Annotated in this window: 18 protein-coding genes, 1 rRNA gene and 1 other RNA gene; 16 read left to right on the top strand and 4 right to left on the bottom strand. The window is 60.8% G+C overall.

The genetic code is table 11. The features are described from left to right. Window positions 1-191 precede the first annotated feature (191 nt). The 8 genes from BMY03_RS24460 (at window position 192) to ssrA (ending at window position 9,318) form a co-directional block, all read left to right on the top strand. A complete protein-coding gene (locus BMY03_RS24460; RefSeq protein WP_094012483.1) occupies window positions 192-1,808 on the top strand; it encodes a diguanylate cyclase in 1,617 nt (538 codons plus the stop codon). A gap of 135 nt (window positions 1,809-1,943) precedes the next feature. Then, the gene (locus BMY03_RS24455; RefSeq protein ID WP_094012482.1) at window positions 1,944-3,905 is read left to right on the top strand and encodes a methyl-accepting chemotaxis protein; all 1,962 of its coding nucleotides are present in this window, start codon (window positions 1,944-1,946) and stop codon (window positions 3,903-3,905) included. Window positions 3,906-3,990: 85 nt separating this feature from the next. Continuing rightward, entirely contained in the window at window positions 3,991-5,748 is a 1,758-nt protein-coding gene (locus BMY03_RS24450) for a protein-disulfide reductase DsbD (RefSeq protein ID WP_094012481.1), read from the top strand. A gap of 177 nt (window positions 5,749-5,925) precedes the next feature. Continuing rightward, complete coding sequence (gene aroQ, locus BMY03_RS24445) at window positions 5,926-6,378, top strand: type II 3-dehydroquinate dehydratase (protein WP_011535870.1); 453 nt, start codon at window positions 5,926-5,928, stop codon at window positions 6,376-6,378. 100 nt (window positions 6,379-6,478) lie between these two features. Continuing rightward, the gene (gene accB / locus BMY03_RS24440; protein WP_023631559.1) at window positions 6,479-6,943 is read left to right on the top strand and encodes an acetyl-CoA carboxylase biotin carboxyl carrier protein; all 465 of its coding nucleotides are present in this window, start codon (window positions 6,479-6,481) and stop codon (window positions 6,941-6,943) included. A 17-nt stretch (window positions 6,944-6,960) separates the two neighbouring features. Next, on the top strand, window positions 6,961-8,316 hold the full coding sequence (gene accC, locus BMY03_RS24435; protein ID WP_023631558.1) for an acetyl-CoA carboxylase biotin carboxylase subunit: 1,356 nt from the start codon (window positions 6,961-6,963) through the stop codon (window positions 8,314-8,316). 213 nt (window positions 8,317-8,529) lie between these two features. Further along, a complete protein-coding gene (locus BMY03_RS24430; protein WP_023631557.1) occupies window positions 8,530-8,823 on the top strand; it encodes a hypothetical protein in 294 nt (97 codons plus the stop codon). 105 nt (window positions 8,824-8,928) lie between these two features. Continuing rightward, window positions 8,929-9,318: a transfer-messenger RNA gene (ssrA, locus tag BMY03_RS24425) on the top strand. A gap of 48 nt (window positions 9,319-9,366) precedes the next feature. On the opposite strand, the gene BMY03_RS24420 is transcribed toward ssrA, so the two are convergent. Next, on the bottom strand, window positions 9,367-9,615 hold the full coding sequence (locus BMY03_RS24420) for a hypothetical protein (protein WP_094012480.1): 249 nt from the start codon (window positions 9,613-9,615) through the stop codon (window positions 9,367-9,369). A gap of 827 nt (window positions 9,616-10,442) precedes the next feature. Between BMY03_RS24420 and BMY03_RS24410 the strand changes: the two genes are divergently transcribed. The 6 genes from BMY03_RS24410 to BMY03_RS24380 all read left to right on the top strand — a co-directional run bounded on the left by BMY03_RS24410 (window position 10,443) and on the right by BMY03_RS24380 (window position 19,931). Then, complete coding sequence (locus BMY03_RS24410) at window positions 10,443-10,781, top strand: YkvA family protein (protein WP_062364724.1); 339 nt, start codon at window positions 10,443-10,445, stop codon at window positions 10,779-10,781. An 825-nt stretch (window positions 10,782-11,606) separates the two neighbouring features. Beyond that, on the top strand, window positions 11,607-11,858 hold the full coding sequence (locus tag BMY03_RS24400) for a hypothetical protein (RefSeq protein WP_425311900.1): 252 nt from the start codon (window positions 11,607-11,609) through the stop codon (window positions 11,856-11,858). Between the two features lie 330 nt (window positions 11,859-12,188). Further along, the gene (locus BMY03_RS24395; protein WP_094012478.1) at window positions 12,189-14,384 is read left to right on the top strand and encodes a type I restriction-modification system subunit M; all 2,196 of its coding nucleotides are present in this window, start codon (window positions 12,189-12,191) and stop codon (window positions 14,382-14,384) included. Between the two features lie 121 nt (window positions 14,385-14,505). Further along, window positions 14,506-15,885: a restriction endonuclease subunit S gene (locus tag BMY03_RS24390; protein WP_094012477.1), complete on the top strand. Its 1,380-nt coding sequence runs from the start codon at window positions 14,506-14,508 to the stop codon at window positions 15,883-15,885. After that, window positions 15,882-16,802, top strand: coding sequence for an FRG domain-containing protein (locus tag BMY03_RS24385; protein WP_177182953.1), 921 nt, complete (start codon window positions 15,882-15,884; stop codon window positions 16,800-16,802). Before BMY03_RS24390 ends, BMY03_RS24385 begins: the two co-directional genes overlap by 4 nt. 12 nt (window positions 16,803-16,814) lie before the next feature. Continuing rightward, a complete protein-coding gene (locus BMY03_RS24380) occupies window positions 16,815-19,931 on the top strand; it encodes a type I restriction endonuclease subunit R (protein WP_094012475.1) in 3,117 nt (1,038 codons plus the stop codon). Between the two features lie 384 nt (window positions 19,932-20,315). Here the strand turns inward: BMY03_RS24380 and BMY03_RS24375 are convergent, their stop codons facing one another. Continuing rightward, the gene (locus tag BMY03_RS24375) at window positions 20,316-21,275 is read right to left on the bottom strand and encodes an AraC family transcriptional regulator ligand-binding domain-containing protein (protein WP_094012474.1); all 960 of its coding nucleotides are present in this window, start codon (window positions 21,273-21,275) and stop codon (window positions 20,316-20,318) included. A 68-nt stretch (window positions 21,276-21,343) separates the two neighbouring features. Here BMY03_RS24375 and BMY03_RS24370 point away from each other — a divergent pair, with 68 nt between their 5' ends. Both BMY03_RS24370 and BMY03_RS24365 read left to right on the top strand, forming a co-directional pair. Beyond that, complete coding sequence (locus BMY03_RS24370) at window positions 21,344-22,195, top strand: sterol desaturase family protein (RefSeq protein ID WP_062363809.1); 852 nt, start codon at window positions 21,344-21,346, stop codon at window positions 22,193-22,195. Next, window positions 22,192-22,788, top strand: a complete 597-nt coding sequence (locus BMY03_RS24365) for an NADPH-dependent FMN reductase (RefSeq protein WP_094012473.1) — start codon at window positions 22,192-22,194, stop codon at window positions 22,786-22,788. The genes BMY03_RS24370 and BMY03_RS24365 overlap by 4 nt, the downstream gene beginning before the upstream one ends. A 50-nt stretch (window positions 22,789-22,838) precedes the next feature. Here the strand turns inward: BMY03_RS24365 and BMY03_RS24360 are convergent, their stop codons facing one another. Then, on the bottom strand, window positions 22,839-23,588 hold the full coding sequence (locus tag BMY03_RS24360) for a class I SAM-dependent methyltransferase (protein ID WP_094012472.1): 750 nt from the start codon (window positions 23,586-23,588) through the stop codon (window positions 22,839-22,841). 245 nt (window positions 23,589-23,833) lie between these two features. Next, window positions 23,834-23,949 (bottom strand): 5S ribosomal RNA (rrf, locus tag BMY03_RS24355). Window positions 23,950-24,148 lie beyond the last annotated feature (199 nt).

Here is a 24,148-nt window from a genome sequence, read left to right as displayed (position 1 = left end):
GGTGCCACGACAAACCCAGGTGGCAGCACTATAAAGCAGACACCGCCATTCGTATAAGCGACCAACAGGTCAGCAACTGAATTACCGTCCCTTAACACTTTGTTGACCCGAGGCACTCGCTTGTCGGAAAAGCGGTGCTAGCATAGAGCCATCATTGAACCTGCGCCCTCCCACTCATAAGTAGTCAGGACATGACCCAGCCAGCCGAGCCGAGCCACGAACGCCTCAAGCAGCATTTTGCCCAGCGGGTGATCCACCAGGCCCGGCAGATCCTCGAAATCTGGCAGCGCCTGCAGCGTGGCGAGTGGTCCAGCGGCGACCTGGGCGAACTGTGCGAGGCCAACCTGCGCCTGCAGCGCTATGCCGAACGCTTCGAACAGCCCGAGCATGGCAGCCTGTCCACGGCCATCGGCCAGACCCTGCGCGCCATCGAAGCCAACAGCGCTCGCCTGAACTCGGAACTGATCAGCGAACTCAACCGCCTCATGCAGCGCCTGTCACGCACCGGCCTGCGCAAGGGCGACCAGCTCGACAACGTGCCTCTGCCGCCGCTGCGCAAACCGGTGTACATCGTGCTGCAGGACCACGACCGCGCCGAACGCCTGGCCCAGCAGCTGGAGTTCTTCGGCCTCAGCGTGCAGGCGCTGTGCAGCGCCGAGGCGTTCCAGGCGTCGATGAGCGAGCGCCTGCCGTCGGCGATCGTCATGGACGTCGACTTCACCGGCGCCGGCATCGGCCTGCAACTGGCGGCCCAAGCCCAGCAAGGGCTGGAACATCCGGTGCCGCTGCTGTTCTTCAGCCTGCATGAAACCGACACCCCGACCCGCCTGGCCGCGGTACGCGCTGGCGGCCAGGAGTTCCTCACCGGCACCCTGGACGCCTCCAGCCTGCTGGAGAAGCTCGAACTGCTGACCAGCGCCACCCAGTACGACCCGTTCCGCGTGCTGGTGATCGACGACTCCCGGGCCCAGGCCCTGCACACCGAGCGAACGCTCAACAGCGCCGGGATCATCACCCGCGTCCTCACCGAGCCGATCCGCACCATGAGCGAGCTGGCCGACTTCCAGCCCGACCTGATCATCCTCGACATGTACATGCCCGCGTGCACCGGCCCGGAGCTGGCCAAGGTGATCCGCCACAACGACCGCTACGTGAGCGTGCCGATCATCTACCTTTCGGCCGAGGACGACCTGGACAAGCAGCTCGACGCCATGAGCGAGGGCGGCGACGACTTCCTGACCAAGCCGATCCGCTCGCGGCACCTGGTGACCACCGTGCGCAACCGCGCCGCCCGCGCCCGCCACCTCAAGGCACGGATGGTGCGCGACAGCCTCACCGGGCTGTACAACCACACCCACATCCTGCAACTGCTCGAGGACTGCAGCTTCCGCGCCCGCCGCGAGGTGCAGCCCCTGAGCTTCGCCATGCTCGACATCGATCACTTCAAGAAAATCAACGACCGCCACGGCCACCCCATGGGCGACCGGGTGATCAAGAGCCTGGCGCTGTTCCTCAAGCAGCGGCTGCGCAAGACCGACTTCATTGGTCGCTACGGTGGCGAAGAGTTCGCCATCGTCATGCCCAATACCGGACTGGAAGCGGCGCACAAGGTGCTCGACGAAATCCGTCGACGCTTTGCCGAGATCCATTACCCGGCCCAGCCCCACGACCTGCAATGCACCTTCAGCGCCGGGGTGGTGCAGCTGGACGAGCAGCTCGACGCGCTGACCATGGCCAGCGCCGCGGACGAGGCGCTGTACCGCGCCAAGCACGCCGGGCGCAACTGCGTGGTGCGGGTCGAGCCTTAGCTTATCGCAGGGCACCATACCGGCACTGTGCCACTTTTTTATGGCGCCAACCCGTCGTCGTCATCACCTCGTCACAAAATCGCAATAACTTCAGGCCCGACTTCTCCACTCCCCCTCCGCAGGAAGTTCGCGGCTATGCGCCTGAAGTGGCTGACCAATTTCAACACCCTGTTGCTGGTGACCGTGTGTATTGCCCTGGGCGCGACCCTGTGGTGGTCGCAACGCGCCCTGGAACGTCCCTATCAACTGATGGAGCGCTACCTGGGCCTGTCCCAGCAGTTCCAGAACGATGCCGCGCGCAACATCCAGGCCTACCTGGGCAGCGGCGACGCCCTGCGCCACGCGGCGGCCATGGAGGCCAACACGCAATTGCAGGCAGCCCTGGCCGACTGGCCCGGGCCCCTGTCGGCCAAGCTGCGCCCGAGCCTCGACAGCCTGCAGGGCTTCACCGCCAACGAACTGCTCGCCGCCGGCAAGCTGGCCGGCGATCCCCAGGCCTTGCTGCTGCAAGCCGAACGGGAACTCGGGGCAAACCTCGAGCAACTGGCCGGCTATGCCCGTGACAGCGGCAGCGCCGACGCCAATCGTTACCTGACGCCGCTGCTGGAAGCCTCGCTGCACCTGGGGCGTCTGTCCCTGGCCCGCGACAAGCTGGTGAGCAGCGGCCGCGCCGAGCTGGCCGACGAAGTGGACCGCGAACTTCAGTTGATCGCCGCCCAGGCCCAGGCCATCGACGGCCTGCCGCTGCTGGGGGTGACCCGCGCCGCCGAATCCAATGCCGATGACTTCGCCGCGATGATGGGCCTGGAGTCGCAAGCCAGCGCCGAGCAGGAAGACGTCGCCGTGGGCCTGAAGCGCGAGCTGCACAGCTTGCTCGGCCGCTACCCTGCCGAACTGCAGCGTACCCGCGAGCAGATCGAGCGCCGCGCCAGCCTGGCCGCCAGCACCAGTGAGCGCCTGGAGGCGGTGCAGCAGGCCATCGCCGGCCTCGAGCCCGAGGTCCGCAGCCTACACACCACCATCGCTGGCGAGGTACGGCTGATCCAGGGCCTGATGATCGGCCTGATCCTGCTGATCGCCCTGCTCATCGATACCCTGCAGCGTCGCCTGGCACGAACCCTCACCAGCCTGGCGCCGGCGCTGTCGCGCTGGGCCGAGGGCGACTTCGCCCAAGCCATCGCCCTGGGCCGCACCAACCGCGAGCTGCACGATATCCAGGAATCGCTGAACCGCCTGCGCCAGTACCTGGTGGAGCTGGTCGGTACCATCCGTCACAACGCCGAACAGGTGGCCGGCAGCAGCCATGCCCTGGCCGGCATGAGCAGCGCCCTGCACGACGGCGCCGAACGCCAGGCCGGCGACACGGCGCAGATCCGCGACGCCCTGGGCGAGCTGGAGGCGACCATCCAGCAGGTGGCCGGCGATGCCAGCTCCGCCGCCGAGGCCAGCCGCGATGCCGGCCGGGCCGTGGAGCAGGGCCAGACGGTGATCGGCCAGAGCCTGTCCGGCCTGCGCGCGCTGGTCGACGAGGTGCAGGGCAACGCCCGGATGATCGAGCAACTGGCGCAAGAGTCGGCGACCATCGGTGGCGTGCTCACGGTGATCCGCGCGATTGCCGAGCAGACCAACCTGCTGGCGCTCAACGCCGCCATCGAAGCGGCCCGGGCCGGCGAGATGGGCCGTGGCTTCGCCGTGGTGGCCGACGAAGTGCGCTCGCTGGCGCAGCGCACCACTGGCGCCACCGGCGAGATCCAGGCGCTGATCGACCGCCTGCAGCAAGCCGCCCGCGATTCGGTGGACGGCATGCGCACCCAGCTGGAGCACGCCGAGGCCACGGCCAACCAGGCACAGTCGGCCGATGGTGCGCTGGAGGCGATCGTCAGCGCCATCCGCACCATTTCCGACACGGCGGTGCGCATTGCCGATGTGACCGCGCAGCAGACCGGAGCGGTGAGCGAGATTCGTGATCACAGCGAGCGGATTCACGAGCTGGGCGAGGACAACCTGCAGCGTATTGGCGAAGGGCGTGAGCAGGGCGAGCAGTTGCTCAAGCTGGGCGGTGAGTTGAACACGGCGGTGCGGGCGTTCCGGCTCTGAAAGCATCGCGGGGCTTGCCCCGCGATGGCCCATAGCCCTGCCAAGTCCGCTATCATGCCGCCACGTTCCACCTCGCGAGTCCGCCATGCGCCGCCTGTTTTTCCTGTTGTTCCTGCTGCTGGCCAGCCCTGCGTTCGCCACCGGCCTGCTCGACAACCGCCCCAGCGCCACCCTCGGCGCCGCGTCCAACAGCGCCGACTTCCTGCCGGTGCACGAAGCCTTCAAGCTCAGCCTGATCGAGACCGACGCCCAGACCGTCAAGCTGCGCTTCGTCGCCACCGACGGCTATTACCTCTACCGCCACCGCTTCCAGTTCCGCACCGAGCCTGCGGACATCAAGCTCGGCGCGCCGAACATCCCCCAGGGCGAGGCCAAGCACGACGAGTTCTTCGGCGATGTCGAGGTGTACCACGGGGTGCTCGACATCGAACTGCCGCGCAACGACCCGCGTGCCTTCACCCTGCTGGTGGGTTACCAGGGCTGCGCCGACAAGGGCCTGTGTTATCCGCCGGAAACCGCGCGCCTGAGCATCGACGGCCAAGGCGCCCCGCTGCCGGCAAGCGCCGAGCAGGGCTGGACCTGGAAGTCGCTGCTGCTGTTCTTCCTCGCTGGTGTCGGCCTGACCTTCACCCCGTGCGTGCTGCCGATGCTGCCGATCCTTTCCGGCGTGGTGCTGCGCGGCCAGGTCGGCGGCCTGCGCGGGTTGTCGCTGTCGCTGGCCTACGTGCTGCCGATGGCGGCGAGCTTCGCCGTGCTCGGCGCCCTGATGGGCCTGTTCGGCGCCGGCCTGAACCTGCAGGCGCGCCTGCAGTCGGCCTGGGTGCTGGTGCCGTTCGCCGCGTTCTTCGTGCTGTTCGCCCTGGCCATGTTCGGCCTGTTCGACCTCAAGCTGCCGCAGGCTTTGAGCAGCCGCCTGGACAGCCTCGCCCACCGCACCAAGGGTGGCTCGCTGCTGGGCGCGGCGGTGCTCGGCGTACTCTCCAGCCTGCTGGTCTCGCCCTGCGTGTCGGCGCCGCTGGCCGGCGCGCTGCTGTACATCAGCGCCAGCGGCGACGCGCTGGGCGGCGCCCTGAAACTGTTCGCCCTGGGCCTGGGCATGGGTGCACCGCTATTGCTGGTGGCCACCGGTGGCGCGGCTTGGCTGCCGAAGAGCGGCCCGTGGATGAACACGGTGAAGAACGCCATCGGCGTGTTGCTGCTGGGCCTGGCCATCGGCCTGCTCAGCCGCGTGCTGCCGGGGCCTGTCACCCTGCTGCTGATCGGCCTGCTGGCCGCTGGCGTGGCGCTGTTCCTCGGCGCCCTGGAGTTCGTGGTGAAAACCCCGCGCCAGCGCCTGGCGCAATTGCTCGGCCTGGCCCTGCTGGTGTATGCCCTGGCCTGCTGGTATGGCGCCCTGAGCGGCCAGGGCGATCCGCTGCGCCCACTGCCGCCGCCCACCGTGGGCGGCAGCCCCGCTGCGGCCAAGGCCGACGCCTGGCAGACCATCACCAGCCCCGCCGCCCTCGATGCGGCCCTGGCCGAGGCAAAGGCTGCCGGCCAGCCAGTGCTGCTCGACTGGTACGCCGACTGGTGCATCAGCTGCAAGGTGATCGAGCACGAGGTGCTCAACGCGCCGCAGGTCGAGACGCAACTCGGCGCCTTCCGCCTGCTGCGCTTCGACATCACCGAAAGCAATGCCGAACAGCGCGCCCTGCTCGACCGCTACCGCCTGTTCGGCCCGCCCGCGTTAATGTTCTTTGCGGCGAACGGCAGCGAAATGACCAGCGATCGGGTGATTGGCGAGATAAACGCCGGCGATTTTGCCCAGGTTCTGGCGCGCGTGCGCGGCCAACTCGGTCTATAACTTCCCGCAGCCTCTGAAAAATCCGCTGGCGAGTGACCAAAGTCAGTCATCCGGTCACATACTTTGCGTGAATCTCGGACATCGTGCTGGCTATTGCCGGGAACTGGACACTCAGCGCCTGTTGCGGCATAGTCGCCGCGCTATGTCGAATTGCCCTACAAAACCAAGGAATCGCAGATGGCAACCCTACTGGTGCTGCACGGCCCCAACCTGAACCTGCTCGGGACCCGCGAACCGGGGCACTACGGCGCCGCCACCCTGGCCCAGATAAATCAGGACCTGGAGCAGCGCGCCCGCGCCGCCGGCCACCATCTGCAATACCTGCAGAGCAATGCCGAGTACGAATTGATCGACCGCATCCACGCCGCGCGCAACGAAGGCGTGGACTTCATCCTGATCAATCCGGCCGCTTTCACCCACACCAGCGTCGCATTACGTGACGCATTGCTCGCGGTGAGCATCCCATTCATCGAAGTGCACCTTTCCAACGTGCACAAACGCGAGCCGTTCCGTCACCACTCCTACTTTTCGGATGTTGCCGTAGGGGTGATCTGCGGCCTCGGAGCCACCGGTTACCGGTTGGCCCTGGAGTCCGCGCTGGAACACCTGGCTGCCAACGCACAGCCCTGATGACACAAGGCCTTGGCCCTTTAGGGCCGAGGCTCATGAAGAAACGTTTTCGACACGTTTTAAAATACGTCCCCGACCGAACCTTGGGAGTTGCTGATTAATGGATATCCGTAAAGTCAAAAAGCTGATCGAACTGCTGGAAGAGTCCGGCATCGACGAACTGGAGATCAAGGAAGGCGAAGAGTCCGTTCGCATCAGCCGTCACAGCAAGACCCCGGCCGCCCAGCAGTTCTACGCACCCGCGCCAATGGCCGCCGCGCCTGCCGCAGCCCCGGTTGCCGCCGCTGCCGCCCCGGCCGCTGAAGCCGCTGCCGCCGCACCTGCCCTGAAAGGCACCGTGATCCGTTCGCCGATGGTCGGCACCTTCTACCGCAAGCCTTCGCCAACTTCGCCGAACTACGCAGAAGTCGGCCAGGCCGTGAAGAAGGGCGACACCCTGTGCATCGTCGAAGCCATGAAGATGATGAACCACATCGAATCCGATATCGGCGGTGTGATCGACGCCATCCTGGTAGAAGACGGCCAGCCGGTTGAGTTCGACCAGCCGCTGTTCACCATCGTTTGATTCGCGGAGAGCCAACGATGTCTGGGAAGCTCGAAAAAGTTCTGATCGCCAACCGCGGGGAAATTGCCCTGCGGATCCTGCGTGCCTGCAAAGAGCTGGGCATCAAGACCGTCGCCGTGCACTCCACGGCCGACCGTGAACTGATGCACCTGGGCCTGGCAGACGAATCGGTCTGCATCGGCCCTGCATCGTCCAAGGAATCCTACCTGCACATCCCGGCGATCATCGCCGCCGCCGAAGTGACAGGCGCCACCGCCATCCACCCAGGCTACGGCTTCCTCGCGGAAAACGCCGATTTCGCCGAGCAGGTGGAAAACTCCGGTTACATCTTCATCGGCCCGAAAGCCGACACCATCCGCCTGATGGGCGACAAGGTGTCGGCCAAGGAAGCGATGATCAAGTCGGGCGTGCCGACCGTGCCAGGCTCCGACGGCCCGCTGCCGGAAGATCCGGAAACCGCGCTGGCGATCGCCCGCGAGGTGGGTTACCCGGTGATCATCAAGGCCGCCGGTGGCGGTGGTGGTCGCGGCATGCGCGTGGTGCACAAGGAAGAAGACCTGATCGAATCGGCCAAGCTGACCCGCACCGAAGCCGGTGCCGCGTTCGGCAACCCGATGGTCTACCTGGAGAAGTTCCTGACCAACCCACGCCACGTGGAAGTGCAGGTCCTGTCCGACGGCCAGGGCAACGCCGTGCACCTGGGCGACCGTGACTGCTCGCTGCAGCGCCGTCACCAGAAGGTACTGGAAGAAGCTCCGGCCCCGGGCATCGACGAGAAGGCCCGCCAGGAAGTCTTCAAGCGTTGCGTCGACGCGTGCATCGAGATCGGCTACCGCGGTGCCGGTACCTTCGAGTTCCTGTACGAGAACGGCCGTTTCTACTTCATCGAGATGAACACCCGTGTTCAGGTGGAGCACCCGGTTTCGGAAATGGTCACCGGTATCGACATCGTCAAGGAGATGCTCAGCATCGCCGCTGGCAACAAGCTGTCGTTCCGCCAGGAAGACGTAGTGATCCGCGGCCACTCGCTGGAGTGCCGGATCAACGCCGAAGACCCGAAGAAGTTCATCCCGAGCCCAGGCAAGGTGAAGCACTTCCACGCCCCGGGCGGCAACGGCGTGCGCGTCGATTCGCACCTGTACAGCGGCTACTCGGTTCCGCCGAACTACGATTCGTTGATCGGCAAGCTGATCACCTACGGCAAGGACCGCGACGAAGCCATGGCGCGCATGCGCAATGCCCTGGACGAGATCGTCGTCGACGGCATCAAGACCAACATCCCGCTGCACCGCGACCTGGTGCGTGATGAAGGTTTCTGCAAAGGCGGCGTCAACATCCACTACCTCGAGCACAAACTGGCCAACCAGGAGTGATCGCGTTAGCGTGATGCAAGAGCCCCGGCCCCGTGCCGGGGCTTTTTATTTGCGCGTGCGAGAACCCTGGGAGCGAAATGCGTGGGTGATCCATACACGCGGGAGCGGGCATGCCCCCGCGATACAGGGGCGGCAAACCCGATTGAACCCCGCCCAAGCCCGCGCAGTCCATCGATCAGGCCCACCTTCCCGAGGCCTCACGAGGAGACTCCCATGAAAGGTACTGCGCTATCCGCCCTGTTCGCGGCCGCGACCCTGCTGGCCTCGCCTGTATTCGCCGCCGACGACTTGTGCGCCATGAACCTGCAGAAGATCGACGACAGCATGGCCACCGCCGGCGCCACCTCCGAAGGCCTGGACAAGGCCATCACCGAGCACGTGGACCAGGCCAAGGCCGCCCAGGCGAAAGGCGATACCAAGGAATGCATCGCCATCACCAGCAAGGTGCTCGAGCGCCTGGAAAAGACCGAGAAAGGCAGCGGCTCGGCCGGTGGCAGCGGCACCTAGGCCCTGCGCGCACGCGGGCGGCCGAACCTTCTGTCGACGTCGCCCGCGTAAGCGCGTATACTCGCCCTTGCGTGCTGAAAGGCACGTTCAGCTAGAGCTGAGTGTGGGGCCGATTAGGATTCGACGCCGGTAGCGAAACTCTAGGTGCATGCCGAGTTGGTAACAGAACTCGTAAATCCACTGTTGCAACTTTCTATAGTTGCCAATGACGACCAATACGGTGCTGCTCTCGCTGCTTAATTGCAGCTGACATGCACTCCTGGTACCTTCGGGTCCAGCAATCATCAGGGGATGCCTGTAAACCCGAAATGATTGTCATACAGAACAGGATCGTCGTGCAGCACGTTGGGGGCGAAGCGACTAAAACTTACCCAACTCATCCAAAGCACCCTGCCCGTCGGGCGGCTGCGGATTAAATCAGTAGACACGGCTAAGCATGTAGTACCGACAGCGGAGTACTGGCGGACGGGGGTTCAAATCCCCCCGGCTCCACCAAATCCGAAGAAGAAGACGCCCTAGGGCGTCTTTTTTTATGCCTCGGATTCAGTGCCTCGGCGGCAGAACACCGTCACCTTTCCCCTCCTCCTTCATAGCCTCCAGTTTGCTGAACTGCTCGCTGGCCAGCCGGCTGATGATTCGGATCGCCTGGTGAATACCCGCTGTGTTGCGGAAGCTCAGTTGCGGGTTGTGCTCGCACTCCAGCACCTCGTCATGCTGGACCAGCGCCTCGCCGAGCAGTTCGAGGGTCCAGACGTAGCTCTGGATGGTAGTCAGGCGTTCATGGTCAGACATGGGGCACCTCCCGGTTGGCGCGGGTGGCGAGGGAGTGGCTGTCGATTGGGTAGAAGGTTGGGGATGGGGTGGCCGCGGGGGCTGGGCGGCGGAGAGCGGATGCGAGGATCCTGCTCAGAATGCGAATAAGCATGCATGAGACTCCAAGTTTGAGATTGGAGCTACCACGATCCTTCCTACGGGATTGGGTGGCAGCTATGTGTGGGGTAGGAATACCGGGAAACTTGGAACCCGGCCAGGCCGAAGCCTGCCCACACACAGCCGCCATGACATCGCAGCAGACGCAAAAAAGGCGCCAGCCGTTGTGATGGGGCGCCTAGTGCGAGCGCCAAGTTTACCAGCAGGTTCCTACACCTGGTCGCAGATTTTGCTGCGACCTGAGGAATGTAGCCTTAGGGCGGATCTGTTCGCAACATATAGCGCGGTGGGACATTTCCTAAAAGCTTGGAGGAAAGGAAACGCCCGGGAAGCGCTGACGCATGGGGCTGTGCCAGTGACCACAACTCAGTCATGAACCAGATCAGGCCATGGGCGCTTGGACGTCCCAATTGGTTGTTCGCTTGATCTCTACGCAGCGGTAAACGAGCGGTGGTGATCATGACCTTGGTCCGATCGGCACGCATAACGTGGATTTCGTCGGAGAGCAAACCCATCTTATGCCCGAACCATGGTCAAGAGCAGTAGCAAAGTGCCACAATCGGACTAAGGTCGGCTGCCTAAGCCATTCGGTCGCTCCTAGGTGCGCCACCCATGTTTTCGGAAGACCATCCCCGATCACGCTGATCAGAAAATCATCGTAAACACATACAATTCGTAGAGCACAGACCATGTCAGACAAGGCATTTGAAAAGGATTATTCAGACGAGTCGTTCTGGGACAAAGTTAAAGGCTATGCGAAGGCTGCAGGTGAGTCCGCGCTGGAGCCGGCGCTGAAGATGTACTACTCCGCCACGGACTCGGAAACGCCCAAATGGGCCAAGACCACCATCTACGGTGCGCTCGGCTACTTCATTTCGCCGATCGACGCCATACCCGACATCACCCCAATCGTTGGCTATTCCGATGATATCGGCGTGCTGTGCGCGGCATTGGCAGCGACTGCTGCCTACATCAAGCCTGAGCATGTCGCCAAGGCGAAGGAAACGCTGAAGCAGTGGTTTTCCTGATTTGATTGGCAGCCTTACCCTGAGGGTTCACTTTGGGTAAGGCCCTTGCTTTGAAGAACTAAAAGCTACGACGTTATCCGGGATTTACCATGGAATCCCTCCGGTAAATAACCGCCCCTCAAACCCAAAGTAGCGCTGAATTTCGACCCTTGGCCAGGTTTATTCACTGGCCCGTGCAAGCGCTGTCGACTGCAGCACCTCAGGTGGCCCGAACCTTTGAGGTCACGCCGCTCCTGCGGTGGTTCCCCCAAGGGCGACTCGCATCCGACAGCTCGCCCGGTCACTACCCCATGTAATGAGTGCGCTTACACATATGGCCCTCGTGCGCCAGGCACACCGTACCTCACTGTCCTGCAGCAACCTTGACCGAATCTTGCGCCAACCTATGCCCGTCTCTTTCTTCTGGCAAGAGACGGGCACTTCTAACATTGCTGCAGCCCTGATCGCACATGGCTTTGCGGCATTTCCCCTCGTGACAAACGCCGATGTCACCAGCAACAGCGCTGCAGAGGATGGTGCCGCAGACCAGGGAATGGACTGCACCTGACTGACCGTCAGGCATGCCCCGGTCATCGCACCGCTGCGTCCACCCGGCTCAGGGTCTTCAGGCACTGGTCTAGTCAGCCAATGCAGCCTCCACCCGCCCACCGGTAACGGTGCTCAGGAGGCCAGATCATGAGATGCCCTTGCTCCCGGTCGTAAGGAGCCGCCAGTCCCGCGTTAGAGGACATCCCCACAGGTCGCAGGGGCCTTGATCCCTGATAACACTCAACATTCTTGGCGGGATGACGTGGGGGAGAGATCGGTAACCTCTGGAGGATTGCTATGCAGCTGCGCGAAGCCCAGGGGCCACCACGCCTCTTGCTGGAAAAGCAGATAACGCCCATACCCTACCCGGTCGCGGCGCTGGGCGATCTACTGGGCCCTGCTGTGACGCGCATGGCCGATGTGATCGGCGTGCCCTGCACCATGGCTGCGCAATCCGTTCTGGCCACAGCAGCCCTAGCGGGCCAGGCGCACGCCAATGTCACCTCGACGGCTGAATCTATCCGTTGTCGCTGTAATTGCTGTCAGTAGCTTGCTCGGCTGATCGCAAAAACGCGGTGAACCAAATACCTTTGCCGCACTTCTGCTTGGTTTGCTCAAGCCGCAGCAGACCAATGGGCATGTTAGGCATCACAAATCATCAAAGCGGTCCAATGCTGTACGCAACCAGACCGTCACAAGCGATTGTGCTGCCTATATCCCACTCCAAATTGATATGCTCCACGCCTCCAAGAAATCCAGCCAGGGTTTGCATCGACCCGTTAGGAAAAATGCGCCGAGAATTCAGCTCACCGCAATGGCGACCGAGTTCGTTGCCCTACTGGATTTGAATCGTCAAAGGCACGAATACGGAACGAAAGAATGAACACCGAAACCCACCGCCAGCTCGCCAATGACATCTGGAGCATCTGCAACCTGTTACGCGGCCCCTACAAGCGCAACGAGTATCGCAAGGTCATCCTGCCACTCACTGTTCTGCGCCGGTTCGATTGCCTGCTAACCTCGACCAAGACAAAGGCGCTAGAGACCTTCAACCTGTTTAAGGGCAAGCCTGAAAGTATCATCCGCAGTGTGATGCAGTCGGCCACTGGGTACCCGTTCTACAACCTGTCGAAGTTGGAGTTGCGCCCTTCCGGGATAGGTATCAATTCGCTACTGGACGACCCCAGCAACCTCGCGCCGAACCTCAATAGCTACATCAACGGCTTCTCACCCAATGTACGGGCGATCATGGAGCGCTTTGCCTTCGATCAGCAGATCGCAAAAATGGCAGAGAAAAATCTGCTTTTCAAAGTCATCCAAAAGTTCGCCTCATTGGACCTAGGCTTCTCGCATCTCACGCCCGATCAGGCTGCGATGCAAATGGGCTATGTGTTCGAAGAGCTGATACGGATCGGCGCCGAACAGTCGAACGAGGAGGCCGGAGAGCATTTCACTCCGCGTGAAGTCATCAAGCTTATGGTCAATCTCCTTCTTTCACCCGAGCAGGATTTGCGCCGCAGCCACGTCGTCAAAACCATCTACGACCCGGCTTGCGGCACGGGTGGCATGCTATCGGTGGCGGAGAAGTACATCCGCGACCTCAACAACGAAGCTAACCCGCTGCTCTATGGCCAAGACTGGAACGACGAAGCTTGGGCAGTTTGCCGCTCGGATATGCTCATCAAGGGCGAAGACGCCGACAACATCGCACTGGGCGACACCTTCACCAAGGATGCTCACGCCCGTGACGAACAGGGCCAGAAGCGACGCTTCGACTATATGCTTGCCAACCCACCGTTCGGTGTGGAGTGGAAGCAGCAGCAGCGCTACATCGAGCATGAACGCGACAGCTTGGGCTACAACGGCCGATTCGGTGCCGGCACGCCTCGCATCAACGACGGCGCCTTGTTGTTTCTCCAGCATATGATCGACAAGATGCGCCCTGTATCCGAAGGTGGCAGTCGCATCGGCATTGTATTTAACGGCTCGCCCCTGTTCACTGGAGATGCGGGCGGTGGTGAATCGGAAATCCGTCGTTGGATCATTGAGAACGACTGGCTCGAAACTATTGTCGCCCTACCGGAGCAACTGTTCTACAACACCGGTATTAGCACATACATTTGGGTCCTGACCAACCACAAAGAACCTCACCGAAAAGGCAAGGTGCAACTAATCGATGCCCGCAATCACTGGGTGCCGATGGAAAAAAGCCTGGGCAACAAGCGCCGACGCCTTGGCGACCCGTCCGACAAGGCGAAGGACTCGGACCACATTGGCGACATCACTTCCTTACACGGCCAGATGGAGGACGGCGCCACACGCTGGGCACTGTTTGACAAGGATGGCAAGGTAGCCGATCTGCGTGCCACGGTACCGACCACACTTGCACCGGAGGGGCAGACCTGGAAGCAGCTGATCGTCAGCAAGGTGTTCGACAACGAGGACTTCGGTTATCACAAGATCACCGTCGAGCGTCCCTTGCGCCTAAACTTCCACGCCACGCAGAAGCGTGTCGCCCGCCTGGAAGACGAAATCGCCTTCAAAAACCTAGCCTCCAGCGCAAAGAAAGACGAATCGGCGCGTCTGGTTGATATCGCATCTGGCGAAGCGCGTCAGCAGCAAATTCGCGACCTGCTGGCCGAATTTTCCAAGCGGCATTCTGAGCAGATCAACGACCGCAAGGCCTTCCTGGAGCGGCTCAAGCCCATCGACCGAGAGTTGGGTGTGCGCCTGACGGCGCCAGAACTTAAAGCAGTGGTCAATGCCCTGGGGGAGCGTGACGAAAAGGCCGATATCTGTTGCAACCGCGAGGGCGAGGCCGAGCCAGACACCGAACTGCGCGACACCGAAAACGTACCGCTCAAGGAGAGCATCCAGGCTTACTTCGAGCGCGAAGTGCTGCCCCACGTGCCAGATGCCTGGATCGAACACAGCAAGACCAAGATCGGCTACGAGATCCCGCTCAACCGCCACTTCTACCGTTATGAACCTCCGCGCGAGTTGGCAGTGATTGAGAGCGAGATTAAGGCGCTGGAAGCTGACATTGTACGATTGCTTGGGGAGGTCACAGCATGAGCAAAGTATTCCTGCCCCCAATTCTAGTGGGCCAGTGCTTCGACACCCCCCCACTGCAGTTAGACAAGCTACTGCGAGGGCTGGCGAAAACGCGCGGCTGGCAGTTCAGGGAGGAAATGGCTTGAAGTACACCGCGTTTGAAAACTACTCCCGTAGCCAGTCTGTATGGCTCGACCAGCTTCCGTCACATTGGGCTCAATTGCGAGTGAAGCATGTAATTGATCGCATGGAGTCAGGCGTCAGTGTCAATTCAGAAGCGTCCCCCGCGTCGCTCGACGAGATTGGCGTTTTGAAGACCAGTTGTGTGTATGGCGATCAGTTTAATGCCGTCGAAAACAAGCGCGTGCTGGACGATGAGCTTCATCGCGTTGCCTGCCGGGTGCGCGCAGACCGACTGATCATCAGCAGAATGAACACACCAGAGCTTGTTGGGAGCTGTGGCCATGTTACTCAAGACCACCCCAATCTCTATCTCCCGGATCGGCTCTGGCAGACAATATTCAATACCGGTCGCGACTGCTCTCCTAGGTTTGCTTGGTACTACATAACGTCACGACCAGCAAAGTCTGCTATCTCATCACTAGCAGCAGGCACCAGTGGAAGCATGCAGAACATCGCGCAGGACGCATTCATGGGGATTAGCTTTCCGCTGCCACCCAAGAACGAGCAACAAGCTATTGTCCGTTTCCTCGATGCCAAGACCGCGCAGATCGACGAACTGATCGCCAATAAGCGGCAGCTCATCTACATACTCAAGGAAAAGAGGCAAACGCTCATCTCCCGCACAGTTACCCGTGGTCTCCCACCTGAAGTCGCCAAAGTGGCGGGGTTGGAGCCGACCCCGAAAATGAAGGATTCGGGGGTTGACTGGTTAGATCGACTGCCGACGCACTGGCAGATTCTTCCCATGACCAAGTACCTCAGCGAGATGTCAGACTATCGAGGGAAAACGCCAGAGAAGACGAATGAAGGTGTGTTTCTTGTCACCGCTAGGAACGTGCGGATGGGTTACATCGATTACGAATGCTCTCAAGAATTCGTGTCGCCTGATGAATACCACGAAATCATGCGCCGCGGCCTTCCGAAGGTTGGAGACATTCTCTTTACCACTGAAGCACCGCTCGGAAACGTAGCATTGGTCGATAGAGAGGATATTGCACTGGCCCAGCGAATCATTCGCTTCAGGCTGCGTCCGAGCCACTTCTCAAGCCAATTTGCCCTCTACGCTATGATGGCTGACTACTTTCAAAGCCAGCTGAAAAGTCTGTCCACAGGGTCGACCGCAGAAGGCCTGAAGGCAAGCAAGCTGTCAGTGCTTCGGCTAGTTTGTCCACCGCCGCTGGAGCAAAAGAAGATTGAGCACTTTCTGAACACGCAATGCGCGGGTCTCGATGCTCTGGTTTCTACTGCGGAAGAAGCTATTCAACGTCTTACCGAGTACCGCCAAGCCATGATCACCTCTGCCGTCACCGGAAAGATCAACGTGCGGGGCCTGGTATGAGCACCCCGTTTGAAATCGGTAGCTTCGACGAATACCTTCGCACTATCCATCAGGAGCTACCCCGCAGCAACGGGAACCGTCTGTACTATCGCGGCCAGTGTAAGCGTGCCTCGGAGGGCTTCGCGCTAGTGCCGTCTGTAGCCCGTTACACATTGCTGAAGGCGATGCCGCTGTCAGAACGCGAGCAACTCGAATGCGAAGTGCTGGAAACTTTCAGCAACCACTTGCTTACCTATGTGCAGCACCGTCCTACCACACCTTGGGAAGAACTAGCCATTGCCCAGCACCATGGTCTGCCGACGCGCTTCATGGATTGGACCACTAACCCGCTGGTGGCGCTGTACTTCGCCACGCGCGCGAGCGAGAAGACCGAGCAAGGAACGCCAGCCAACAGCGCTGTTTATGTGCTGATATCCAATCCCAAGCGCTACAACGACTTGCGGCGCGGGCAGACCTTGCCAATCAGGCCGCTGGGTGATGCCGCCACCGAATCGGCCCAACCCACTACTGACGACGATGACGCCTACGCCGAGTTCGGCGTCGACACGGATGACGAAGCCAGCGCACGCACGAGCAACATTCAAATCGGCGACAGCCTAGACGACGAGCCTCAAGCCGAACTGGGGCCTGCCGAGCTACCCACGCCGTTCAAGATCTCCGAAAACATCATCTACGACCCGCCGCACGTTTCTCCCCGTATCCGCGCGCAAGACGGCGTGTTGCTAGCCTGCTGGCAGCCGATGCAGCCGCTGGACGACAAAGACTACATGGAAATCGTGATCCGCCACGACGCGCAAGACGAAATCCGCCGCCGGCTAGAACAGTACGGCCTGTTTGACAAGCAACTTTTCCCCGACCTCGACGGCATCGCCAAATGGCTGAAATATCGCGTGTTCGAGTGCGGCGGCCAACCGTGAGGAAGCACAGCCATGTCCGCCCAGACAACCGAACGCGCCTTCGAATTCCACGTTGAAGACATCCTGCTGCAACAAGGCGGCTGGCAGAGCGGCACCAATTCCGAGTGGGACAAGGCGCGCGCTCTATTCCCGGCACGGGTGCTGGACTTCATCGAAACCACCCAGCCGAAATTGTGGACCGACATGGCTACCCTGCATGGCGGCAATCTGAAGCCCATGTTGCTTGATGCATTGGTAAAGGAGCTGGAGATCAAGGGCAGCCTGCATGTCCTGCGCCACGGCTTCAAGTTCTACGGAAAGCTGTTCCGGCTGGCCTATTTCAAACCTGCACACGATTTGTCGCCCGATGTGCTGGCGTTATATGTGCACAACCAGCTCACGGTAGCGCGGCAGGTACCTTGCCACCTCGGTGATCACAGCACGGTGGATATGGTGCTCGCTGTCAATGGCCTGCCGGTGGCGACGATCGAGCTAAAGAACCCCGGCACGCATCAAAGCTGGCGGCATGCGGTAAAGCAATACCAGAACGACCGCGACCCGCGAGCGCCCCTGTTCGAATTCAAAAAGCGGGCCTTGGTGCACTTCGCCGCCGATCAGGATGAGGTGTGGATGACCACTCGGTTGGCGAAGGAGAAAACCTTCTTCCTGCCCTTCAACCGAGGCAGTCATCCGGGACAGACCCAGTGCGGCGCGGGTAACCCACAACACGTCAGCGGCTATCGCACTGGCTACTTCTGGCAGGAAACGCTGCAACGCGACAGTTTTCTCGACATCCTCGGCCACTTTCTGTTCATCGAAAAAGACGAGCAGAAGATAGACGACGGCCGAGGCGGCAAGAAGCTGGCCACCACCGAGAAGATGGTCTTCCCGCGCTACCACCAGTTGGATGCAGTACGCGCCTTGATCACTACATCCCGAGACGAGGGCTCGGGCCACAACTACCTGGTTCAGCACTCTGCGGGCAGCGGCAAGACCAACAGCATCTCGTGGCTGTCGCACCGTCTGGCCAGCCTGCACAACGCGCAGGACCAGAAAGTGTTTGACTGCGTAATTGTTATCACCGACCGCAAGGTGCTCGACAAGCAATTGCAAGACGCGATCTACCAGATTGAGCACGCGCAGGGTGTGGTCAAGGCCATCGATCAGGATTCCAGGCAACTTGCTGAAGCGCTGATCGACGGCACCAAGATTGTCATCACCACGTTGCAGAAGTTTCCCTTCGTATTGCGCGGTCTATTGCGCGCGGCGGGTGCCGAAAACCAAGACAAGGCCAGCGACGAGGAAAAGGCCCAAGCCAAGGCTTGGCAGGCAGCAATTGCCGCGCGTCGCTATGCAGTGATTGTGGACGAGGCGCACTCCAGCCAGACCGGCGAAACGGCACGCGAGCTCAAGGGCATTCTTGGCGTCGGTTCCCAGACTGGCAATGGCGAGGAGGAAGCGGATTGGGAAGATCGCCTGAACCAAATCATGGCCTCTCGCGGGCAGCAGAAGAACCTAAGCTTCTTCGCCTTTACTGCTACGCCCAAGGGTAAGACGCTAGAGTTGTTCGGCCGTGAAGGCAGCAGCGGCAAACCCGAGGCTTTCCACACATATTCGATGCGCCAGGCCATCGAGGAAGGCTTCATCCTTGATGTGCTGCGCAACTACACGACGTATAGCACTTGGTTCAAGTTCGTGAAGACGGTGGAGGACGATCCCTCCATCCCGAAGAAAAAGGGGGCTAAGGCTCTGGCCAAGTTCAAGGAACTGCACCCTCACAACATCGAGCAGAAGACCGAGGTGATGGTCGAGCACTTCCGCGAACACGTGCGCCATCAGTTGGGCGGGCGGGGTAAGGCGATGGTGGTCACGGCCAGCCGCATCCAGGCAGTGCGCTACAAGCTGGCATTCGAGCGCTTCATCCAGGAGCAGGGTTATAACGACATCCGTTCACTGGTGGCATTCAGCGGTACCGTGAAAGACCAGGACACAGGCATCGATTACACAGAACCGGGCATGAACCTGGATGCAGTGACCGGCAAGCCCATCCCCGAAAGCCAATTGGCCGAGCGTTTTGCCTCCAGCGACTACCAAGTGCTGCTAGTGGCCAACAAATACCAGACCGGCTTCGACCAGCCGCTGCTGTGTGCGATGTACGTGGACAAGCGGCTCGACGGCGTGCAGGCGGTACAAACGCTCTCACGCCTGAACCGCAAGATCGCAGGGAAGGACGAACCCTTCGTGCTGGACTTCGTGAACAAGCCCGAGGACATCTACGCCGCGTTTAAGCCGTATTTCGATTCGACCAGCCTGCAGGAGTCCGCCAAACCAGAGATGCTGCCTGCAATCAAGCACGAGCTAGATCAACTACAGATCTACCATTGGAGCGAGGTGGAGGCCTTCGCCCGCATCTTCTATCGCCAGCCAGATCGGCAGAATCCGGCCGACCACGCGCACATGCAGAGACACCTGCAACCTGCGGTGGATAGGTTCAAAGCCATTGAGGACGACGAGGTGCGCTCCACTTTCCGCGAGAAGTTGGGTGGGTACGAGCGGATGTATTCCTTCTTGAGCCAGATCCTGCCGTACGCTGATCCCGACTTGGAGATGCTCTACAGCTACGGACGTTTCCTGCTGCCACACCTGCCGCTGGACCGTGATAACACCGTGGTCAAGGTCGGCAACGAAGTGGAGTTGCAGTACTACCGGTTACAGCGGGTGTCCAGCGGGCCAATTGAGCTGAAGTTGGGCGAGCCCGAAGGCGTCTATAGCCCCACAGATGTCGGCACAGGCAAAGCCAAGGAAGAAAAAGCACCCCTGTCGGAGATCATCCAAGTACTCAACGATCGTTTCGGCACTGCCTTCACTGAAGAAGACCGCCTGTTTTTCGACCAGATCAAGGCTAAAGCCACCAGCAACAGCCAGGTGATCCAGACGGCAATGGCAAATCCCTTAGACAAGTTTCAGTTGGGTGTGCGCAGGCTAATCGAAGAGCTGATGATCCAGCGCATGACCGAGAACGACAAGATCGTGACCCGGTATATGGATGATGGAGAGTTCCAGCGTGCAGCATTCCCCATCCTCGCCAAGGAGATATTCGAGACAATCCACGAGCAACAAAAGCCGACAGGTAACGACGGTATTGCTTAACAGCGACTCTTAATAAAGATCAACTAGACTAGAAAAGCCCTTGGAATTGATTAAATTTCGAGGGCTTTTCTTTGATTTTCGAAAAACTTTGAAAACGCGACCTAAATAAAATGGTGGCCTTGTGGACGATCATGCGCCAAAGCAAGCAGTCCAGATTGGCGAATCGGCCCATGCATCAACAGGACTTATGAGCGACCGGATCGTTAATTTTTGGGAGACTGGCATTCCAAACGGCGTTCCAAAAATAAATAGAAATCTATATTACTCAGTAAATTTAACTATTTAGAACATCAATTCAGCTTCCCCCGGCCCACCAAATCCTAAAAAGAAGACGCCCAATGGGCGCTTTTTGTACCTGCAATTCGGCGCCTCAATGGCCAGTTCCTACAGCGATCGCCAGCGCTTGCGCGCATGGACATAAGCCGCCAAGTCACTGTATCCAAGCTGCGCAGCAATCTGCGTTCGGCTATCCCCCTGCATCTCCAGGTACTGCTCAAGCTCCGCACGGACCCGGTCGAGCAGCACACGAAAACTGGTCCCCTCATCCTCTAGCCGCCGACGCAAGGTACGTGCACTCTGGTGAAGGTCCTGTGCCTGCGCCTCCAGGGTAAGTGATTGGCCCGTGATAAGGCCCTGGCGAATACCCTGGGCTACCCGGGCCGACCAGCCACTGACCTGGGACTGCTGCGCCAGCCGGCGCTCCAGCTCCTGGCTCACCACCTCCATCATCCCGGCATGCTGGGTCACCAATGGCATGTCCAGCTGGGTACGATTGAAGTACAAGCGGTTGTACCCGCAGTCGAACTGGATATTTTCACCAAACCACTCGTGGTACTCCGGGTAGTACGCCGGCCGACGGTGAGCGAAGCACGCCCGCTGCGGCACGACCACCGCACCTATCCCCACGCCCATCACGCTGAGGGACATCACGCTGTAGTGCTCAACCATATAGCGCACCAGGCTGGCTGGCGCATCGATACGCAACTCCACCCCGAGGCAATCACCCTCTTCGATCAGGGCCAGGGTATCCATGTCCGATGCCAGCCGTGCATAGCGCGCCCAGAAGCGGATGGCCTCGGCCAGCGTGGCGCTGTACAGGCAGCCCTGGGCCAGCACGTGCCAGTCCTGGCGGCTGAAGTGCGAGAACAGGTGCAAGCCGATGGCCGGATCATGGCTGGCCGCCTTGGCCCAAAGCTGCTCCAGCGCAAGCATGCTGTAGTTGCTGCGCGCCTTCAGCGAATGCGTCTGAAGGTAGCGCTCCAGCACCCGCCCGAGCGGGCCGCGGTGGAATCGCTCGGGCGATGGGTTGGCCGCTTCTCGCGTGATTCTGTCCGTTTCGCGCATATCGTCTGACGGCTTCGTGAATTCTTATGGGTGGGCACCGCCTTGATCGGCACCCACCGGAGAATGCCATGAGCACAACAATAACAAACAGCCCGATACCAATTATTCTCGCCATCCTGATCGGCTTCATCCTCCTCGAAATCACCTGCGCCTGCTTCCTTCAGCCTCGCGGCAAACGTCGGGACGCGATCATCGAGATCGTCGGCAGCGCCCTGCTGATGGCGGTCACCCTGCCGTTGGTCACGTTCCTCAGCAACAGCCTGCTGGAACACTTCGCGCCGCAACTGAAGGGCAGCCTCGCCGGCCTGCACTGGGTGCTTGGGCTCGTCCTGTTCCTGGTGCTGGACGACATGACCCAGTACTGGTGGCATCGCCTCAGCCACAAGGTGCCCCTGCTCTACTCGCTGCACCGCGCACACCATTCAGCGCCCTACATGAGCATCCGCATCGTCTATCGCAACAACAGCTTCTATTACCTGCTGATGCCCGGCCTGTGGTTCAGCGGGGCCCTGATCTACCTGGGCTTGGCGCCTGTTTATTTCGGCTACCTTATCGTCAAGATGCTGGTCATCTTCGGCGCCCACAGCAGCGTGCCCTGGGATGACAAGCTTTACCGCATACGCGCACTGCGGCCGGTGATGTGGCTGCTAGAACGGACCATTTCCACCCCCGCGACCCACTCGGCGCATCACGGCCTGAGCGCCGATGACGGGGTGACGCATTACAAAGGCAACTTTGGCAACCTGCTGTTCTTCTGGGATGTGCTGTTCGGCACGGCAAAGATCACCCGCCGCCGCCCGCAGCATTACGGTATCGAAGGCATGCGCCCGGTCAGCTGGCAGGAGGAGCTGTTCTGGCCGCTGATGCGTGGCAAGTCGACCAGCCTGCCGACGGAATCGGACCAGGAGCTGGCCAAATGAGCCTGAATATCGTACTCGTGGCCGGCTCCAGCCAGCCGGACAGCCAGTCGGCGAAGGTGGCCGCTTTTCTCGGCCAACGCCTGCAGGCATTGCAACTCAGCGAGCTGCCAAGGGTGATCGATCTGGGGCTTGCGCCGCTGCCGTTGTGGCCAGCCAAGGATGAACACGGACTCTGGGCCGAGTATGCAGCCCTGCTGCGTGAAGCCGATGCCCTGGTGGTGCTGACCCCGGAATGGCACGGCATGGCCTGCCCGGCGCTGAAGAACCTGTTCGTCTACGCCGGCTACCGCGAGTTGGGGCACAAGCCGGCGCTGCTGGTCGGGGTGTCCTCTGGCCAGGGCGGGAGCTACCCGCTGTCTGAACTGCGTGCATCCAGCTACAAGAACTGCCGCATCTGCTATCTGCCCGAGCAGTTGATCGTGCGCCAGGTGGAGGACGTGATGAATGGCCCGCAAAGCGCAAGCACGCAAGACCTGCGCATTCGTCGCCGGGCCGACTGGGCGCTTCAGGTGCTGGGCGAATATGCCAGGGCGCTCAGGGGGATGAATGCGCGGGTCGAAATGGAGGATCCGGAATTCGCCAACGGGATGTGAGGGTTGATGGCCGCTATCGATCGATAGCGGCTGCCTTGGCCTGCGCCCGCTTAACGCCTCGCCTCAATAAGATGACGGGTCGAGTGCGCGACAAAAGGCTCGCCCTGGCGCATCTGGCTATCCAGGGCCAGCAGCTCAGCGCGGTACTTGTGTACAGAGAAGTCCGGCACCCACCATACGCATTTGCGAAGAATCCACACGACTGCGCCCACATCATGGAACAGCATGCGGCAGCGGGCTGTGCGCAGGTCGGTCACCGTCAGCCCGGCTGCCTGTGCTGCTGCCACTTCGTCCTGCGGATCGCGCATTTTCCGTTCCTGGGGCAATGGCCCCAGGAAATGCTCGATCAGCTCGAAGGCCGAGGCTGGCCCTACGTGCTGGGCGAAGTAGTGTCCATCAGGTCGGAGGACGCGATGAATCTCGGACCAGTCCGGTTGCACAGGGTGGCGTGAGGTGACTAGCTCGAACGAGGCGTCGGCAAATGGGAGCGTGGTTCCGGGGGCCACCTGTACGACTTCAACGCCGCGCGGCCCCAGGCGCTCGTGTGCCTTGCGGGCGTTGGGTGGCCAGGCTTCTGTCGCGCACATGAGAGGCGGGAAGCGCGGCGTCTCATCCAGTACCTCACCGCCGCCAGTGTCGAGATCCAGCGCCGTGCAGACCCTACCCAGACGCTGCGCAAGGAGCTGGGCATAGCCCCAAGGCGGACGCTGCTCAGAGGCGCGTCCTGCCAGCCAGTCGAAGCCCCAGCCAGTCACATCCGCTGCGTTGGCTTCGGCTACTAGGTCGTCAAAGGGTTTCATTCGATGGTCCAGGTTAATGCTTGTGGTCGGGCCAGTATAAGTCGTGTAGGAGCGGCCTTGTGTCGCGAAAGGGGCGCGCAGCGGCCCCAGGGTCTTGAGTATGTCTCAGGACTGTCGGGGCTGCTGCGCAGCCCTTTCGCGACGCAAGGCCGCTCCCACAGGGGCGTCGGTATGGCGTTGATGTTGGAACGCGGAAAAGACAAAACCCCTACCTGCTCGCGCAGATAGGGGTTTTGCGAAATGAATCTTGACGATGACCTACTCTCACATGGGGAAACCCCACACTACCATCGGCGATGCATCGTTTCACTGCTGAGTTCGGGATGGGATCAGGTGGTTCCAATGCTCTATGGTCGTCAAGAAATTCGGTTGCCAGTACGTCTTTGCAGACATGCCAGCCAATTCGGATATGTGATCTTGTGATTCGTCGCGAACTTTCGGTTCGTTTCGTCTTCACCACCGCAATCTGCGTGAGCAAATTGCTTGGGTGTTATATGGTCAAGCCTCACGGGCAATTAGTATTGGTTAGCTCAACGCCTCACAGCGCTTACACACCCAAC

The sequence above is a fragment of the Pseudomonas soli genome (genome assembly GCF_900110655.1).
In the GTDB taxonomy this organism is placed as follows: Bacteria; Pseudomonadota; Gammaproteobacteria; order Pseudomonadales; family Pseudomonadaceae; genus Aquipseudomonas; species Aquipseudomonas soli.
The sequence above is the reverse complement of the archived record's forward strand: the minus strand, read 5'-3'. Positions and strand labels throughout refer to the sequence as shown.